The 17,468-nt window shown below is 72.1% G+C and carries 14 protein-coding genes; 4 read left to right on the top strand and 10 right to left on the bottom strand.

Annotation, left to right across the window (positions count from 1 at the left end; genetic code table 11):
* The 3 genes from ETD85_RS48075 to ETD85_RS48085 all read right to left on the bottom strand — a co-directional run.
* Nucleotides 1–2,413, bottom strand: a 2,413-nt coding sequence (locus ETD85_RS48075) for a non-ribosomal peptide synthetase (RefSeq protein WP_138696555.1), incomplete at its 3' end; no start/stop codon positions are given.
* Nucleotides 2,414–2,543: 130 nt separating this feature from the next.
* Nucleotides 2,544–5,096 carry an ABC transporter permease gene (locus ETD85_RS48080; RefSeq protein WP_138696556.1) on the bottom strand — a complete coding sequence of 851 codons (2,553 nt, stop codon included), beginning with the start codon at nucleotides 5,094–5,096 and terminating at the stop codon, nucleotides 2,544–2,546.
* Between the two features lie 2 nt (nucleotides 5,097–5,098).
* The gene (locus ETD85_RS48085) at nucleotides 5,099–5,800 is read right to left on the bottom strand and encodes an ABC transporter ATP-binding protein (RefSeq protein WP_338087247.1); all 702 of its coding nucleotides are present in this window, start codon (nucleotides 5,798–5,800) and stop codon (nucleotides 5,099–5,101) included.
* Nucleotides 5,801–6,111: 311 nt separating this feature from the next.
* Here ETD85_RS48085 and ETD85_RS48090 point away from each other — a divergent pair, with 311 nt between their 5' ends.
* Nucleotides 6,112–7,131 carry a methyltransferase gene (locus ETD85_RS48090; protein ID WP_138696558.1) on the top strand — a complete coding sequence of 340 codons (1,020 nt, stop codon included), beginning with the start codon at nucleotides 6,112–6,114 and terminating at the stop codon, nucleotides 7,129–7,131.
* A complete protein-coding gene (locus ETD85_RS48095; RefSeq protein WP_138696559.1) occupies nucleotides 7,131–8,285 on the top strand; it encodes a tryptophan 2,3-dioxygenase family protein in 1,155 nt (384 codons plus the stop codon). The genes ETD85_RS48090 and ETD85_RS48095 overlap by 1 nt, the downstream gene beginning before the upstream one ends.
* 64 nt (nucleotides 8,286–8,349) lie before the next feature.
* Here ETD85_RS48095 and ETD85_RS48100 read toward each other — a convergent pair whose 3' ends face one another.
* A complete protein-coding gene (locus ETD85_RS48100; RefSeq protein ID WP_138696560.1) occupies nucleotides 8,350–9,927 on the bottom strand; it encodes a glycosyltransferase family 39 protein in 1,578 nt (525 codons plus the stop codon).
* Nucleotides 9,928–10,156: 229 nt separating this feature from the next.
* On the opposite strand from ETD85_RS48100, the gene ETD85_RS48105 reads away from it, so the two are divergent.
* Entirely contained in the window at nucleotides 10,157–11,428 is a 1,272-nt protein-coding gene (locus tag ETD85_RS48105; RefSeq protein WP_206059338.1) for an MFS transporter, read from the top strand.
* Here ETD85_RS48105 and gntD read toward each other — a convergent pair.
* The 5 genes from gntD to ETD85_RS48130 form a co-directional block, all read right to left on the bottom strand.
* The gene (gene gntD / locus ETD85_RS48110; protein ID WP_138696561.1) at nucleotides 11,422–12,459 is read right to left on the bottom strand and encodes a guanitoxin biosynthesis L-enduracididine beta-hydroxylase GntD; all 1,038 of its coding nucleotides are present in this window, start codon (nucleotides 12,457–12,459) and stop codon (nucleotides 11,422–11,424) included. The genes ETD85_RS48105 and gntD overlap by 7 nt on opposite strands.
* Nucleotides 12,460–12,476: 17 nt before the next feature.
* Nucleotides 12,477–12,692 carry an MbtH family protein gene (locus ETD85_RS48115; protein ID WP_138696562.1) on the bottom strand — a complete coding sequence of 72 codons (216 nt, stop codon included), beginning with the start codon at nucleotides 12,690–12,692 and terminating at the stop codon, nucleotides 12,477–12,479.
* A 22-nt stretch (nucleotides 12,693–12,714) separates the two neighbouring features.
* Nucleotides 12,715–13,551: an ArsR/SmtB family transcription factor gene (locus ETD85_RS48120; RefSeq protein WP_138696563.1), complete on the bottom strand. Its 837-nt coding sequence runs from the start codon at nucleotides 13,549–13,551 to the stop codon at nucleotides 12,715–12,717.
* A 191-nt stretch (nucleotides 13,552–13,742) separates the two neighbouring features.
* The gene (locus tag ETD85_RS48125; RefSeq protein WP_138696564.1) at nucleotides 13,743–14,456 is read right to left on the bottom strand and encodes a TetR/AcrR family transcriptional regulator; all 714 of its coding nucleotides are present in this window, start codon (nucleotides 14,454–14,456) and stop codon (nucleotides 13,743–13,745) included.
* Between the two features lie 139 nt (nucleotides 14,457–14,595).
* Entirely contained in the window at nucleotides 14,596–15,903 is a 1,308-nt protein-coding gene (locus tag ETD85_RS48130) for a cytochrome P450 (protein ID WP_138696565.1), read from the bottom strand.
* A gap of 176 nt (nucleotides 15,904–16,079) precedes the next feature.
* Here ETD85_RS48130 and ETD85_RS63815 point away from each other — a divergent pair, with 176 nt between their 5' ends.
* The gene (locus ETD85_RS63815; protein WP_170247240.1) at nucleotides 16,080–16,217 is read left to right on the top strand and encodes a hypothetical protein; all 138 of its coding nucleotides are present in this window, start codon (nucleotides 16,080–16,082) and stop codon (nucleotides 16,215–16,217) included.
* A gap of 30 nt (nucleotides 16,218–16,247) precedes the next feature.
* Here the strand turns inward: ETD85_RS63815 and ETD85_RS48135 are convergent.
* A partial coding sequence (locus ETD85_RS48135) for a WD40 repeat domain-containing protein (RefSeq protein WP_206059339.1) occupies nucleotides 16,248–17,468 on the bottom strand: 1,221 nt, incomplete at its 5' end.

A 17,468-nucleotide genomic window follows, 5' to 3' on the forward strand; every position in this document is an offset into this window, starting at 1 on the left:
TCTCAGCTCCGGTCTCGGGGGCGGTCTCAGCGCCAGGCACGGGGGCGGGCTCGCCGACAGCTTCCGCCAGCTCGGCGATCGTCGGGCTGACGAAGAGGTCCTTGGCCGTCAGCCGCAGCCCGCGGGCTCGGGCTCGGGAGATCACCTTCATGGTGAGGATGGAGTCGCCCCCGAGGGCGAAGAAGTCGTCGGTCACGCCGACGGGCTCGATCCCGAGCACGTCGGACCAGATCTCGGCGAGCACGCGCTCGGCGTCCGTACGCGGGGCCACCACGTCGGTCTCGGGCAGGGCGCCGGGGTCGGGGAGGGCGCGCCGGTCGATCTTGCCGTTGGCGTTGATCGGCAGCGCGTCCATGGCGATGAACCGGGAGGGGACCATGTAGGAGGGCAGCCGCTCGGCCAGCGAGCGGCGCAGCTCCTCCTCCGCCGCGCCCCCTTCGGTGACCACGTAGGCGACCAGGCTGCGGGTGCCGTGGGCCTCGTGGACGACGACCACCGCGTCGGCGACGCCGGGGCAGCGGCGCAGCGCCGTCTCGATCTCGCCCAGCTCGACGCGGAAGCCGCGGATCTTCACCTGGTTGTCGACGCGGCCCAGGAACTCGATCTCGCCCTTGCCGTTCCACCGGACGGTGTCGCCGGTGCGGTACATGCGGCCGCCGGAGCCGAAGGGGTCGGCGACGAACCGGCCGGCCGTGAGCCCGGGACGGCCGTGGTAGCCCCTGGCCAGGCCGTCGCCCGCCAGGTACAGCTCGCCCGGCGCGCCGATGGGGGCCGGGCGCAGCCGCTCGTCCAGCACGTACGCCCGCGTGTTGTCGGTCGGCCGCCCGACCGGCGCGATGCCCGACCGGACGTGCTCCATGGTCAGCACCTGGGTGGTGGCGAACGTCGTGGTCTCGGTGGGGCCGTACCCGTTGAGGACCACCGTGCCGGGGCAGCGGCGCAGCACCCGCTCCACGGCGGGCATGGACGGGGCCTCGCCGACCGTCCACACCTCGCGCAGCCCGGCGAAGCACTCGGGCGACTCCTCGGCGAACAGGCGGAACAGGGCGGCGGTGAGCATCACGGCGGTCACGCCGTGCTCGGCGACGATCCGGACCAGCTCGCGCGGCGTCAGCTCGGCGGGCGCGACCACGACCTGGCCGCCGGTCAGCAGCGGCACCCACACCTCGTACGTCGCGGCGTCGAAGGCGTGCGGGGACAGGAACAGGAAGCGCTGGTGGGCGTCGGAGCGAGCGTGGCGGTCCCACACCAGGCTGACGACGTCGCGGTGGGTGACCGCCACTCCCTTGGGGGTGCCGGTGGAGCCGGAGGTGTACATGACGTACGTCAGCTGCTCGGGGTGGACGCTCACGGGCTCGGGCGCGGGCGCGACCGGCCCGCCGGCGGGCTCGTCCACGACGATCAGGGGGACGCCGATCCGCTCGGCCTTGGCGCGCATCGCCCGGTCGGTGAGCAGCACGGTCGCGCCGGTGTCGTCCAGCACCCAGCGGATCCGGTCCTCGGGGTAGCTGTCGTGCAGGGGCGCGTAGGCGCCGCCCGCCTTGAGCACGGCGAGCATGGAGACGATGGCGTGCGGGGCGCGGCCCTGCATGATGCCGACCCGGGACTCGGCGCCCACGCCCGCGGCGCGCAGGCGGGCGGCGAGCCGGCCGGCCTGGTCGTCGAGCTCGGCGTAGGTGAGGGTGCGGCCGTCGGCGATCACGGCGGGCTCCGCGGGCGTCCGGCGGGCCTGCTCGGCGATCAGCTCGTGCACGGTGCGATCGGCCGGGAAGGCGTACGCGGTGTCGTTCCACTCCTCGACCACGCGGCGCCGCTCGGACTCGGCCAGCGGGGGCAGCTCCGAGAGCGGCAGGGACGGGTCATCGGCCACGGCGACCAGGGTCGCGGTGAGGTTGCCCGCCAGTCGCTCGACGGTCTCGGCGTGGAACAGCTCGGTGTCGTAGGCGATCGTCACGTCCAGGGGGCCGGTGCTCTCGGTGAAGGCCACCGCCAGGTCCACCTGGTCCTCGGGCGGCTCGCCCTGGACGACCATCACCCGGGTCTCGACCGGGACGTTCCCTCCCGCGCACGCGGCGAGCACGGTCTTGCGCACCGCGGGCAGGAAGGACTCGAACGGCTGCGCGCCCGTCACCTGTGACCGCAGGACCAGGCTGTTGGCGGGATTTCCGGCGCATCTGGTGCCCACGACGATGTCCGTCCGGCCCGAATAGCGGGCGAACAGCGTCTGGCAGGCGGCGACCAGAATCATGAAGAGCGACGCGTGGTGCCGGACGCCGAGCTTTCTCAGGTCGTCCGCGAGTTCTTCGGAAAGGGAGAAGCGGTAAACCGCGCGGGAATACGGGTGCGATGCGGACCGGTAACGATCGGTCGGCAATCGCAGCGGGACCAGATTTTCAAACTCCCCTACGGACATGTTCGACCTCCGCCATCGACGAAAATCCGGAATTCACTCATCCGGTGAATACCAGCTTCGCCCGAATTGTGCGGATGGATCTAGGTCGTTGACTCGGCCGCTAAACAGAGTGGTCAGCCAGGTCGGCAGGCTATTCGCCGCCGATGACCTCGACCGGCCGCTGCCGCATCGCCACCCGCGCGGAGATCATGATGGACGGCCACGCGACGAGCACGGCCGCCGCGACGATGCCCGCGTACGCGAGCGGCGGGATCGACGGCACGGGCCATCTGCTCACCGCGATGCTGATGCCGACCAGCGCGGGGAGCGCGGCCAGCGTGCCGATGAGGACCGCGGAGACCGTGATGATCCGCGCCTCCCCGCGCACCATCGAGCGCACCTGGTCGCGTCCCGCGCCGATCAGGCGCAGCATGGCGAACTCGCGCACGCGCGCCACCGTCGCCATCACCAGGGTGTTGACCACGGCGATGGCGATGTAGCCGAGCAGGACGGCGTTGAGCAGCAGGCTGACCGCGGAGTCGGCAGAGTCGCCGCTCTGGGCGGCGGTGAAGGACTCCCTGTCGGCCAGCTGCGCCGTCGGATGGCGGGCCAGCGCCTGCCGCAGTGCCGGCTCTCCCCCGGCGGCCTTGACCAGCATCCAGGAGTCGAGGCGGTCGGTGGTGTGCCGGATCGCGAGGTCGTGCGGAAGCGTGACGTCGCCGAAGCCGAGTCCCTTCTCGTAGATCGCCACCACCCGGGCCCGTACGGCCGTGCCGTCGCCGAGTCGCAGGTCGACGCTCTGCCCGGCCTTCGCGCCGACCGTGCCGGCGGCCAGGCGGCTCAGCGCCACCGACTCGCCGCGCAGCGCGCCGAGGTCTCCTTCCAGCACACCGAGGTCCATCGTCGCCTTGAGCCCCGCGGGCTCGACCCCCTGCGCCGGGAAGATCTTGTACTGCTTGCTGTCATCGGACGTGTACGTGATGATCGTCTGCGTCCGGACGACCGGGGTCACCGCCGACACCCCGCCCACCCGGGCGAGCTCCCCGGCCAGGCCGGGTGAGAGCCCGGCGGCCTTGGGCGTCACCACGTAGTCGGCCAGCACCCCGTCCGCGGCCTGGTTCTGGGCGGCCGCGCCCAGCGTGGTGGCGCTGAAGATCTGGGCGGCGGCCATCGTCACACCCATGATCAGCGGCGTGGTGGCCGAGCTGAGCCGCCGCGAGCGCGCGCGGGCGTTGGCGACGGCGAGGAACCCGCTGACGTGCGTGGCCCGGTTCAGTCGCGGTCCGAGCAGGGTGACGGCGCCCCCGAGCAGGCGGGGGCCGAGCAGGGCGACGGCGATGACGAGCAGGAGTGCCGAGCTGCTCGCGCCGTCCACGGCGGCCTCGCCGGGCAGCGCGATCGGCAGCACGATCGCGGCCGCCAGGGCGGCGGGGATGAGCAGCGAGCCGATCGTCAGCCGGACCCAGCCGAGCTTGCGCGGCTCCACCGCCGCCTCGCCCAGGGCTTCGACGGGGCTGACCTTCGCCGCGCGCCGGGCGGCGATCCAGCCGCCCGTGCGGGCCCCGGCCACGCACAGCACCATCGCCGCCAGCACGGGCACCGGGCCGACCACGAGCTCGAAGTCCGCGGGCATCGCGCCGACGGCGGCGAACGTCCGGTGGAAGACGAAGCCCAGGCCGACGCCGGGAATCGCGCCGAGCACCGCCCCGGCCACGCTCACCAGCGTCGCCTCGGCGCCGATCATGGCGAGGACCTGCTTCGGCGTCGCCCCGATCGCCCGCAGCAGCGCCAGCTCCCGCCTGCGCTGCTGGACGGAGAGCGCGAGCGTGCCGGCCACCACGATCACGACGACCATGACCATGGTCGCGCCGAACGACAGGGCCAGCTCGATCACGAACGACCGCGTCCTGCCCACGTCGAGGATCTCGGCGTCGCCGCGCTGGTCGCCGGTGTAGGTCACCACCCCGCGTACGGCCCGCTCGATGGCGCCGGCCAGCTCGGCGGGGTCGGTCTCGGGGCCGGCCAGCACGCCGATCGCGTCGACGTGGTCCGGCTGCCCGGACAGCTGCCGCGCCCGCTCGTCGGTGACGAACAGCGCGGCCTGCCGCGTCAGGTCACCGCCATCGGCCAGGCCGCTCACCCGGAAGACGGCGGGGGTCGTGCCGACCGTCAGCGTCACCGTGCCGCCGACCTGGACCCCCGCCTCCCTGGCCAGGCGGGATTCCAGCACCACCTCGTCCGCCGCCTGCGGCGGCCGCCCCGCGCTCAGCGCGAACGGCCGCAGCGCCGCCGCCGGCCAGCCGTGGCCCAGCAGGGGCACGCCGCCGGGGCCGCCCAGGACCCGCCCGCCGCCCAGGACCAGGCTCGCCGGGAAGCTGACGTCGCCGACGGCGGCGCGCACGCCGCGCACCCGCCGCACCTCCTCGGCGCGGGCGGCCGGAAGCCGGACCCGCTCGGCGTAGCGGGGGTCGATGTCCTCCTCGACGGGGAAGAACTGCGAGGCCCCGACGACCACCGCCGCCGCCCGGTAACGCTCGGCCGGCACGCCGGAGCTGAGGCCGGTCTCCAGCAGGATCCCGCTGGCAGTGAGGACCGCCGACCCGAACATGACCGCGATGAACGCGGCCACGAACCCGCCCTTGCGCCCCTTGATCGTGCTCCAGGCCAGGGACAGCGCGCGTCTCGACAGCGCCCGTCGCGTCATGCTCACCACTCGCCCAGGCGCGTCATGCGGTCGGCGACCCGCTCGGGCGAGGGCGCGCGCAGCTCGCCGGCCAGCCGCCCGTCGGCGAGGAACACCACCTTGTCGGCGTACGAGGCCGCGACCGGGTCGTGGGTGACCATCAGCACCGTCTGGCCCAGGTCGTCGACGAGCCGGCGTAACAGCTCCAGGATCTGGCGGCCGGTGCGCGAGTCGAGGGCGCCGGTCGGCTCGTCGGCGAAGACGGCGTCCGGCTCGTGGATCAGCGCGCGGGCTATCGCGATCCGCTGCCGCTGCCCGCCCGAGAGCTGGGCGGGGTGGCGGTCGTACTGGTCGGCCAGGCCGACCGCCTTGAGCGCGGCCCGCACCCGCTCGATCGGGACGGGCCTGTCGGCCAGGCGGAACGGCAGCGACACGTTCTGCTCGGCGGTGAGCGCGTCGAGCAGGTTGTAGGCCTGGAAGACGAAGCCGACCCGCTCGCGGCGGAGCACCGTCAGCTCCTCCTCCTTCAGCCGGGACAGCTCCGTCTCCCCCAGCCACACCCGGCCCGACGTCGACCGGTCGAGGCCGGACGCGCAGTGCAGGAACGTGCTCTTGCCCGAGCCCGACGGGCCCATGACCGCGGTGAACGACCCGCGGGGCAAGGCCATCGTCACGTCGTTGAGCGCGTGGACCGCGGTGCGCCCCGATCCATACACCTTGCCCACGGATTCCAACCTGACCGCGTATGTCATCGCCATTCCCAGCCGTAAAGAGATCGCACTCCGACATTAATCATCGTGCCCGAGAATCGTCCCCGGCGCCAGCCGGATCGGTCCGAACAGGCTGCCGAACTGGGTTTTCAACCCACACGTCAAGGTGATTTCGCCCGCCGGCGCCGGCGCCGACAATAGTAGGCCGCCGCCGTTCACTTTCAGATCGTCCTCGTTTAACCGGTGATGAAACATCCTAGGGCCGCCGCGCGCGCACGCGGAAACTGGCGGGACATTCCTGCCCACGCCCAAGAGGATTCTCACCCATGCTTCCAGTGCATCTCGAACGCGCGGTATTCGGAATTTACGCGACCCATTCGCTGAGCTTCGCCGACAAGGCCGGGGTGTTCGTCCACCTCGCCGACCATGACAGCGCCACCGCCCCCGAGCTGGCGGACGCGCTCGGGACCGACGAGGAGACCCTGGAGCGGCTGCTGCTCGTCCTGGTCTCCCTCCAGGTGCTCACGCGCGCCCCCGGCGGCCGGTACGCGCTAGCCAAGGGCACCCGCCCCTATCTCGACCGGCGTGACCCGCGTTATCTGCTGGGCTTCGTCGACCATCTGCTCGCCAGCACGACCGAGCGGTTCGGCCAGGTCCAGGACTACCTGGAGCGCGGCAAGGCCGCGGTGGACGCCGAGCTGCCCGACCCGTTCTCCACGCTTTACCGGGACGAGGAGTCCGTCCGGCGGTTCCTGACCGCGATGTGGCAGCTCAGCTTCCACGTCTCGCACGAGCTCGCCCTGCTCGCCGACCTCGGCGAGGCCCGGCAGCTCGTGGACGTCGGCGGCGCGAGCGGCCCCTTCTCGGTGGCGGCCCTGCTGCTGCACCCGGAGCTCCGCTCGACCGTCTTCGACCTGCCGCAGGTGGGGCCGTACCTGGCGGAGAACGCGGCGGCGTACATGCTGGGCGACCGGCTGGGCTTCGCCGGCGGCGACTTCTTCCACGACGCGCTGCCGGAGGGCGACTGCATCGCCTTCGGCTACATCCTGTCCGACTGGGACGACGAGACCTGCGAGAAGCTGCTGCGCAAGGCGCACGACGCCTGCCGTCCCGGCGGCCGGGTGCTCATCATGGAGCGCCTCTTCGACCCCGACCGCGGCGGGCCGCTCTCCACCGCCGTGATGAACCTGTCCATGCACATCGAGACGCAGGGCCGCCACCGGACCGCCGAGGAGTACCTGGCCCTGCTGCGGCGCGCCGGGTTCACCCGCTGCGCCGTCCACCGTTCGACCGCCGACAAGCACCTGGTCACCGGCCGCCGCGACGACGACCCGGCGGAGGCCTGATGACCATCAGGACCCTGCCAACACCGCGCACCGAGCGGTTCCCCCTGCACAGCGAGGCGCTCGCCGACCACCTCGCCTCGATCGCGCTGGCGGAGCTGAGCCAGGAGGAGCTGGCCGACCTCTCCCGCCGCTACGACGAGGCGGTGGCCGGCGCGGACACCGAGATGCTGCTGCTGACCCGTCCGTTCAGCAGCCGCCTGGCGATCCCCGAGTACTACCGCTACACGGGCCTGCACGTCTTCGGGTGGTTCCTCGCCCAGGAGGACGACCCGTACGGCGGCGCCCTGGTGGCCATGCACGCGATCCTCAGCGACCTGGCCGACCGTGAGCGCATCGAGGCGGCCAGGCACCACGTGGTCCCCGAGCACATCGCCGAGCGCCTGCGCCGCCTGCGTCCGGTCCTCGATCGGCTCGGCGAGCTGCCGGTCGCGCCGCACAGCCCCGTACGCGGCGCCGACCTGGTGCGGAGGCGGGCGTTCGCGGACGACCGGCGGCTGCTCGCGCTGCGCCGCTTCTGCGGGTTCCGCCGCTCCGACAAGCACGACGAGCACATCTTCATCCGCGCGGTGCAGGCGTGCGAGCTGACCTTCTTCATGATCCGCCGGGCCGCCCGGCAGGCGATCTCCCTGGCCGGCGGGGACAGCGCGGACCAGCTGTTCTGGATGAACCAGGTGGACGCCTGCGCCGGGCTGCTCAACGAGATCTTCCACGCGCTGAAGACCCTGACGCCGGAGCTGTTCCTCGGCTTCCGGGACGCCACCGGGGACGCCAGCGCGGTCCAGTCGCTCAACTACCACCTGATGGAGCTGGTGGTGTACGGCTACGACGACCGCAAGGCGGAGACCTACACCAGGTTCGACCATCTCGGCGCGATCAACGATCCGCGGTTGCGGGAGTTCCGCTCGCTGCAGGACGCGGCGCGGGCCGGCGCCGACCCGCGGGTGGCCGAGGCGTACGAGGCGCTGGAGCGGCGGATGCTGGTCTGGCGGGGCAGGCACTACGGCTTCGGCCGCACGTACCTGCCGAACATGAAGGGCTCAGGCGGCACCGAGGGGGCCGGCTATCTCAAGCGGTTCGTGGAGAAGGCCGGGCTGGGCTCGGGGTCGCGGCTGGACGACCCGGACGCGCTGCTGTCCGGCTTCGCCTACTGCTGACACGCCGAAGAAGACCGCCGGGGAGATGATCTCCCCGGCGGTCTTTCCGCGGCTCGGTGACCGGTCAGACGCAGCCCTCCTTACTCGTCGCGGTCACGGCCTGGGCCGTGTACGGGCACTGGAAACCGATCCAGCGGAGCTTGGGCCAGATCTGCGACCACGGCTCGCGAGGCCGGCGGCACACCATGAACTCCTGGCCGAGGTCGGAGACGGGCAGGCTGAGGTCGAACTTGCCGGCCGGCCGGCACTCGGCGAACAGCCGGGAGAACTGGGCGCGGTCGACGCCGATCGTGATCACTACGGTCTTGTCGTCGGCCGGCCGGCCGAAGTCGGCGTAGGAGTTGTGGCCGCTGTAGGCGGGCGGCAGGCCGTAGGCGGGGCCGTACTTGTCGAGGGCGCCGGCCTGGCCGTAGTGGTTGCCGTAGAAGACGGCGCGGGCCTGGTCCTCGGCGGGCAGGGAGCGGTAGACGGCCGCGGCCTGGGCGGTCAGCTCCGGCCATCCGGCCTGGTCGAACTGGACGATGGCGAGCTGCTGGAGCAGGACGTTGTCGGCGTAGGTCTGGATGGGCAGCACGGGCAGCATCAGCACCGCGGAGGTGAGCAGGTTGGCGGCGATGGCCACCCCGGTCAGGACGCGGCGCACGGTCGTGCGCGCCCAGCCCGCCACGACCACGCATCCGACGGACAGCAGCACGAACTGCAGCGCCGCCGCGTACGCGGCCTGCCCGCCGATGACGAGCAGCAGCACGACCATGAAGAGGTAGGCGATCGCGATGAACCGGTACGGACGCCACTCACCGCGCCGCAGCAGGGCGACCAGGCCCGCGATCCACACCGGGCTCAGGAACAGGCCGATCATGAGGATCTGCATCGGCAGGAACGAGATCCGCGACAGCTCCGAGAGCGCCGTGGACAGCGCATCCGCCATCTCGAACTGCGGCCACCCGTGCGTCGCCTGCCACACCAGGACCGGCGAAGCGATCACCAGCGCGATCCCGGCCCCGGCGAACAGGTAGGGGCTGAACAGCGCCCGGCGCGGCCCGCTCACCAGCATCCCGACCGCGATGGAGAGCAGGAGCAGGCCGAGCAGGTATTTGGCGTGCAGTCCGAACCCGACCACCACGCCGATCACCAGCCACAGCCGGTGGTCCTGGGTGCGGGCGAGCCGGAGCGCCAGCCAGCAGACGGCGACCCAGACCAGGACGTCGAAGTTGTTGGTGCCCAGGATGTGCCCGGTGTGCAGGGCGAGGCCCGAGGCCGCCGCGGCGACCGTGGCCAGGAGCTGGGCACGCTGGTTCCCGCCGACCTCGCGGGCGATGAGCCCGGCGAGCACGACCGTGACGCCGATGAGCAGGGCGGGCACCAGGCGGAAGGCGGTGAGGCCGTCGCCGAACAGGGCCGTCTCGATCCGGGCGACCAGCGACACCAGCGGCGGCTGGTCGATCTGCCCCCAATCGAGGTGCCGGCTGGCCGCCCGGGTGTACAGCTCGTCGAGGTGGTATCCGTGCCGGCCGGACACCGCGAGGAGCAGGGCGGCCAGTACGCCGGCCACGCTCAGCGAGGGCAGCCATCGCACGGGGGGAAGCGCCGCCTCTTCCGAGGCCGACCGGCCGGTAGCGGGTGTGATTGTCGCGGTATTCACGACGTACCTCCAGTTGCTTTTGTTGTGACCGCGTCTGAGGCGGACGCATCTGGGGTCTCAGCATGTGTCCGCACTCAGGGGTGGGCAATCAGGTTGAACGGTGCAGAAATATCGCTCGTCGTCGGCGTCGGCGTGGCCTTCGGATTTCGCGTACGCGTCAAAGACCTGGCCGGGCCGGTGAATTCCGGCGGACCATCGAGACCGGTATTCACATCGGTGAGGACTTGATATGTCGATGCCAGAGCAGGAGATTTCGGAGCGCGCGGCGGACGGACCGGCCCCGGTCCCGTTGTCCAGGAATCGCGGTTACACCGTCCTGTGGAGCACCATGTTCCTGTCGGAGCTGGCGAGCGAGATCGTGTTCATCGCCTTTCCGCTGCTGCTGCTGGCGCACGGGGCGTCGGGGGTGGAGGTCGGGCTGCTCACCTCGCTGCTCGCCGCGGCCCGAATGATCGCGAACGTCCCAGCGGGCGTGCTGGCCGACCGGTGGGACCGCAGGAAGGTCATGCTGCTGTCCCAGGCGGTGCGCGGCGCGGCGATGGCCGTCCTGGTGGCCGCGCTCTTCTCCGGGGTCTACTCCTTTCCGCTCCTCGCGCTCGTCGCGGTGCTCGAAGGGGTCTTCAGCTCGGTGTTCCAGCCGGCCGAGCACGCGGCGCTGCCGCAGGTCGTGCCCGCCTCGCAGCTTCGCGAGGCGCTGTCGCGCAACGCGGCGCGGCCGTTCGCCGCGCTCCTGCTGGGCCCGGCGCTGGCGGGGTTCGCCTTCGGGCTGCACGAGCTGGCGCCGTTCTCGATCGACACCGTGCTGATGGCGGGCTCCTTCGCGCTGCTGTGGTTCCTGCGGCTGCCCCGCCGTACCGCCGCGGGGGCGCCGCCCGAGACCGGGCAGCCGGGGCGGGAGGGGCTGCTGAGCGGGTTCCGCTGGCTGCTGCGGCAGCCGGTGATCAGGACGACCGCGGTGTGGATCATCTTCGTCAACCTGGCCTTCCACGCGCTGATCGTCGTCATCCTCGTCGTGTCCGGCGAGGCCGAGGTGGGATATGGCGAGATGGGGCTGATGATGGCCTGCTTCGGCGTCGGCGGGCTGCTCGGCGCGCTCGTCGCCGGGCGGCTGCACGCGGCCCTGCCGGCTCCGGTGATCATCGTGGGATCCTCGTGGGTCTTCGCCGTGATCGCGCTGGCGATGGCGGCGGTGCCCGGCGGGATCCTGCTCGGCGTGCTGCTCGGCGGGGCCGCCGTGTTCCTGCCGGTCGCCAACACCACCATCGTGACCTACCAGTTGTCGATCGCCCCGGACGAGGTGCGGGGCCGGCTGAGCGGGGTCGTCGGCCTCTGCGCCGACCTCGCGGGGACGGCCGGCCCGATGGCGGGCGGGCTGATGGTGGCGCTGGCCGGTGGAGGGGCGGAGAGCGTCCTGATGTGCGCGGCGATCCTGGGCGCCGTTGCCCTGGGGGCCACGCTCAGTCCGGCTCTCCGCCGCTTTCCCACCTGGCGGGATCAGTAAATGGTGCGGGATTCCGCGGTGAGCCTGCGGGAGCGGGACTTACGCAGATCTCTGGCTATGTTGAGCCGGCGCAGCCACCTGTCGGTGCCGTCGAAGCGTGGGATGAACGCATTCCGGCCGTGCACCATCCGGTAATTGTCGACGAAACAGATGTCGCCGGGCTGGAGAATGATTTCGGTGAGTGCTGCGTCGAAAGCGCGGATCAGCACGTCCAGCGCTTCCTGTTCGGTCTTTCCCTGAACGTCCTGCATGAAATGCGGATCGATGCGGATATAGGGATCGTCGGGGTCGCCGAACAGCACGGCGACCGCCGTCGGCGAGCGCAGTTCCCGCTCGACGATCTCCCGGCTGCGGTTCGTGAGCGCGGCGGCCTTGTCGCCGAAGCCGTTCGCGCCGGCGGGGACGTGTGCGTTCTCGGCCCGGTGAGAATGGTCGGGCAGGATGCGGAAGGCCTCCCGGCGCAGGATCTCCGCGGCGGGCCCGTCCACGGACACATCGGCGATGTCGGCGACGGTGGTCGCGATGGCGTCGTGGTTGCGTACGCAGGCCAGGCCGAGGTAGTCCGTCCGCAGCGGGTGGAAGGCGTCCTCGGTGTGCCAGGTGAGCACCTCCTGCGAGCCCGAGCCGATCTGCTCGTGCTCGTGGCCCTTGATGGGCAGGATGTCGTGCATGAGGTAGCCGTCCTGCTGGGTGGCCCAGCCGATCGGCTCGCCCAGCAGGCACGCCATGAGGTAGAAGGCGATGTCGTACTGGAGCGTCGGCGACGGCACCGGCTTGTTCTTCCAGTGCGCGGGGGTCGGCCCGGCGGCGGCGTCGTCGACGGTCAGCCCGGAGATCACGCACGCGCCGTCGCGCTCGGCGGCGGCGAATCCGTTCAGCTCCGCGCGCAGGCCGCGCGGGAGCTCCTGGGCGTAGGTCTTGGCCTCGCGCTGGAAAGCGGCCGACTCCACGCTCTCGTAGCGTTCGCACAGCTCGGCTACGACGTCCTGGACGAGCGCGGCGTCGGTTTCGGTCAGCTTGATCGTGAGCATGGTTCAGTCCTTGTCCTTCACGACTCGTTCATGGAACTGATCAGGCTGGCGGGACGCATGTCCGTCCAGTTCGCCGTCACGTAGTCGAGGGCCGCCTGCCGGTCGGTCGCGGCCTGGGCCACGCTCCATCCGGCCGGCACGTCCGCGAAAGCGGGCCACAGCGAGTGCTGGCCCTCGTCGTTGACCAGGACGTGGTAAACGCCGTCCGGGTCCTCGAACGGATTGGTGCTCATCTTCGTCACCTTTCTTTGCGGGTCAGTGAGCCTGTGCCGGCTCACGGCGCTGCAGGAGTGCGACGCCCAGCGGCGTCAGCGTGTGGAGCACGGTGTTCCGGCTCCGTGAGGCGTTGGCAAGCCCGGCCCTGCGCAGGACCGTCGCGTGCTTGCTCGCGCCCGCCAGCGAGATGCCGAGGCGCTGGGCCAGCTCGCCGGTGGTGCAGCTCTCCGCGAGCGCCTGCAGCGCCGCCGCTCGCGTGTGTCCCACCAGCGCGCCGAGCGCCTGCTCGGGCGGCGACTCGGCGCCGATGATGTCGGCCACGTCCGCCCGCATGGAGTAGACGAGGGCAGGCGGTCGCTCGTCGCCCGCGTCGATCACCACGCAGGACCTGCCGCGCAGGAACAGCGACGGGCTGAGCATCAGCCCGCGCCCGCGCAGGCTGACGTCCCGTTCCTCGTCGTCGCGGATCTTGAGGACGGGCGGAGCCCATTCCACGTTCGGGTGCAGGGTCCCGAGCAGGCCCTCGACCCCGGTCGTGATGCCGATCCGGCCGCGAACGGCCCGTTCGGCCTCCAGCTGGCTCTGCACCCGGTCCCAGTACGGGACGACGCCCGCGCGGCAGAACTCGAAGACCAGTCCCGGCACGCGTGCCTCGGCCCCGCTTCCCGCGGCTCCGCCGCGGAGCGTTTCGAGGAGCTCGGTCAGTGACAGGCGCTCGCGAAGCAGCGGCTCCAGCGCGGTGGCGCGGACCCCGAGCCGCCGGCGCACCTGTTTGCGCCAGCCGTCGAAGACCGCCCCTTTACGCCGGAACAGGTCCAGGGCGAACGCGCCCTCTGCCACCAAGCCGAGCCCCGCACTCATGCGAATGCGGCCCATATCCTGGACCGTGAAGTGAATTTTCAACACACTTCTTGATTACGGATGCCCGCTATCTCCGGACTACCGCACCCCTACTCCGCCGGAGGCGCCGACCGGCGTCTCGGGATATCAGGCCGCACCCCGGAGCGCTCTACCTGCGCCCCCTTCCGCCAGGCCGCGCTCCGGAGGACTTCATCCGGGCGGGCGGGTCAGCCCGCGTCCGCCGATCCCGGCCGGTCAAGCCCGGCGGCCAGGGCGGCGATCGCCTGGTCGATCTCCTGCCGCAGGATGGCCATGGGCGGCGTCTCGCCGGAGTCGCCGGCGTGGTCGAGCCACCGGCTCAGGACGACGCGCAGCGCGGTCAGCGCGGTCGCCGCGCACAGCGCCGGATAGATTCCGGTCGGGGCGGGCTCGGCACCGGGCCCAAGGCGGTCAGTGATGGCGTCGGCGAGCGCCTTCTCCTGCGCGGCCAGCACGGCCAGCTCGTGGGGCAGCAGCGACGGCGTCCGGCGGATGAGCTGGATCGCCCTGATGTAATCGCGGCTGGTCGCGTCGTCGTGGTCGACGATGGTGAGCACCGCGTGGCGGAGCGCCTGCAGCACCGATTCGGTGGCGGGCCTGGCGCGGAACTCGGCGATGAGCGTTTCCGCGCCGGCCGCGGCGGCGGCCACCACCGCCTCCTCCTTGCTGGAGAAGTAGTTGAAGAAGGTCCGCAGCGCGATGTCGGCCTCGGTCGCGATTTTCTCGACGGTGACGTGCTCCATGCCGTGGCGCAGCGCCAGGCGCAGTGCCGCTTCGCGGATGGCGGCCCGGGTGACCAGCTTCTTGCGCTCGCGGCGCCCGATCACGGCCCCGGCCTCGCCGGACGCGCCGGCGCCGGGGACGGCCCGCGGCGACGTGACGGGCGCCTCGGGGCGGACCATGGTGCTCCTCTTCCGCCGGCCCGGTGTGGAGGACGGCTGGGCGGGCCCGTTCGGGGCCGCCCGGATGTGCTGGACGCTCACCGGGCCCTTTCGGGGCCGGCTCGCCGCGGATCGGCAAGCCAGCCTAGAACAGATCCGGTCAGGCCCACGTGACTGGCAGGGAGTGCACCCCGAAGATGAGCATCTCGTTGCGCAGCGGCACCTGCTCGGCGGGCACGGCGAGGCGCAGGTCCGGAAGGCGGGTGATCAGCTCGCTCAGGCCGACCTTCATCTCGGCCCGGGCGAGCTGCTGGCCCAGGCATTGGTGGATGCCGTGCCCGAAGGCCAGATGCGTGGAGCGGGGCCGGTGCACGTCGAGCCGGTCGGGGTCGTCCCAGTGGCGGGTGTCGCGGTTGACCTCGGGCGTGGCGATGATCACGGTGGCGCCGGCCGGGATCCGCACGCCGGCGACCGTGACGTCCTCGATGGCCACCCGGCTGACGCCCATCTGGATGATGGACAGGTAGCGCAGCAGCTCCTCGATCGCGTTGTCCATCAGCGCCGGGTCGGCGCGCAGCGCGGCGAGCTGCTCGGGGTGCTCCAGCAGCGCGAAGGTGCCCAGGCCCAGCATGTTCGCGGTGGTCTCGTGACCGGCGCCGAGCAGCACCAGGGCCACGTCGGTCAGCTGCGCGTCGGTCAGCGGCGGGTCGGCGTCGTGGACGAGCCCGGACAGGATGTCGTCGCCCGCCTGGGCCCGCTTGGCCGCCACCAGCCCCTGGATGAAGCCGTACAGCTCCAGCCCGGCGCGGGCCCGCTCGTCATCCGGCGTCTCGGAGTTCAGGGCGATGGCGGTACGTTCCTGGAACTCGGCCCGGTCGGCGTAGTCGACGCCGAGCAGCTCGCAGATCGCCAGCGAGGGGATCGGCAACGCGTAGGCGGGCACGAGATCGGCCTCGGTGCCGGCCGCCCGCATGGCCTCGATGTGCTCCACGGCGATCTCGCGCAGGCGCGATTCCAGCGCCTTCATCCGCCGGACGGTGAACTGGCCGGTCAGCAGCCGCCGCAGGCGCGTGTGCTCGGGCGGGTCCATGAAGACGAACATCCCGTCGGTACGGCTTTCCACCTTCGGCTCGACGCCGGCGGCGGGCCCCCCGTTCCGCGCCGCGGCGGCCAGCTGCTCGACCTCGTGCGGCTGCAGCGTGGTGACGTCGGGGTAACGCACCCGGTCAGAGCTGAAGCGCGGGTCGGCCAGGATGGCGCGGGCCTCCGGCAGGCCGACGACCAGCCAGGTGGGCGCGCCGTTGAGGAGCTTGAGCGGCTGGATCGCCCCCTGGTCACGCCGCTGTCGCACGCCGGACGGGGGGTCGAAAGGACAGCCGCCCCGCTCCACCATGTCGGCCGGCAGCATCCGGCGCATCTGCGTGGGGGATTGCGTCACCGGCCCGCTCTGCTCGCTGGAAGTCGCCATCACCACATCCTCGTCTCGGGCGGCACGGCCGCCCGTCGCTGTCTGGGTTTCGCGCCACCCTACAGGTCTAACCTGCATGACGCGCATCAATGCACAACGTGCATGTTTTCTAGGGACAGGAGTGCTCGGCGGAGATCACCATGGCCGCTCCCGGCCGCATGCACGAAGGGGCGAAGATGACCGACGTCCGCGGAACCGCCGTCGTCACCGGGGCCGCGGACGGCATGGGCCTGGCCATCGCCGAGGACCTGGCCGGACGCGGCGCCGGATGGCCGCCCTCGACTCGACGGCGAGGCGGTGGCACCGCTCAATAGGGGTGCGCGGCCGGCCGCGCGGTCTCCCGTTCACGGAGACGGGTACGGGGAGCGCAGGCTCCAGACCCGGACCTTGCCGTCATTGCCCGCGGACACCGCCACCGGGACACCGTCCAGCCGCCCGATGGCCACCGCCTCGATCAGGCCCTGGTGGCCCTCGAACGGCCGGCCGATCGGTTTGCCGGTCGCCAGGTCCCACACCCGTACGGTCCGATCCTCGTAGCCGCCGGAGACCACGATCGGGCGGCCGTCGCCCAGCTGCCCCGCGGCCAGGCCGAGCGCCCAGCTCTGGTGGCCGGTGAAAGGGCGGCCGATGGGCTCGCCGGTCGCCAGGTCCCAGACGCGTACCGAGTGATCGCCCTGCCCGCCGCCGGAGATCGCCACCGGGCGGTCGCCGAGCCGCGCCACCGTCGCCGATTCGACCGGCCCCTGGTGAGCCTCAAGGCGTCTGGCCACGGGAGCGCCGCTGATCAGGTCCGTCATCAGGACGGTGCCGTCGTGATCCCCGGAGACCACGATCGGGCGGCCGTTCACCTCGCCCACCGCCACCGCCAGCACCCAGGCGCTGCCGGTGCTGACCGGGCCGCCGATCGCCTCGCCGGTCGCCAGGTCGGAAACCCGTACCGCGCCCTCGAGACCGCCGGAGACCACCACTGGGCGTCCGCGCACGCTCCCGACCGCCACCGACTCGACCGAGCCCCGATGGCCCTGGAAGGGCTTGCCGACCGGCTCGCCGGTGGCCTGGTCCCAGACGCGTACGGTGCCGTCGCGGCCGCCGGAGACGACGACCGGACGGCCGTCCACCTCCCCGGCCGCCACCGACCAGACCGGTCCCTGGTGCCCGGTGAACGGCTGGTGGAGGGGGGCGCCGGTGGCGAGGTCCGAGACCAGCACCGTGCCGTCGTAGCCGCCGGAGACGGCCACGGGACGGCCGTCCCACTGTCCCACCGCCAGCGACAGCACCCATGGCTGCTGTCCCTTGACCGGCTCGTGGACCAGCGCGCCGAACGGCGGGCCCGTCGTGGCGGGCTTCGGGGCCGCTTCGGCGGTGGAGGGAGTGGAGCCCGGGAGTGCCCCGGTCAGGATGGGCGTCAGCCATAAGGCCACGGGGATCACGAGGACGACGGCGGCCGCGGCGAGCATCGTGGTCAGGCGAGGCGGACGGCGCCGCCGCCGGGTAGTGCCCGATGTCGACGCGGGACGGCGGGCATTGCCGGACGGCGGCGCGGGCCGGCGGGTGTTGCCGGGGGG

The organism is Nonomuraea zeae (assembly GCF_005889725.1).
GTDB classification, from domain to species: domain Bacteria; phylum Actinomycetota; class Actinomycetes; order Streptosporangiales; family Streptosporangiaceae; genus Nonomuraea; species Nonomuraea zeae.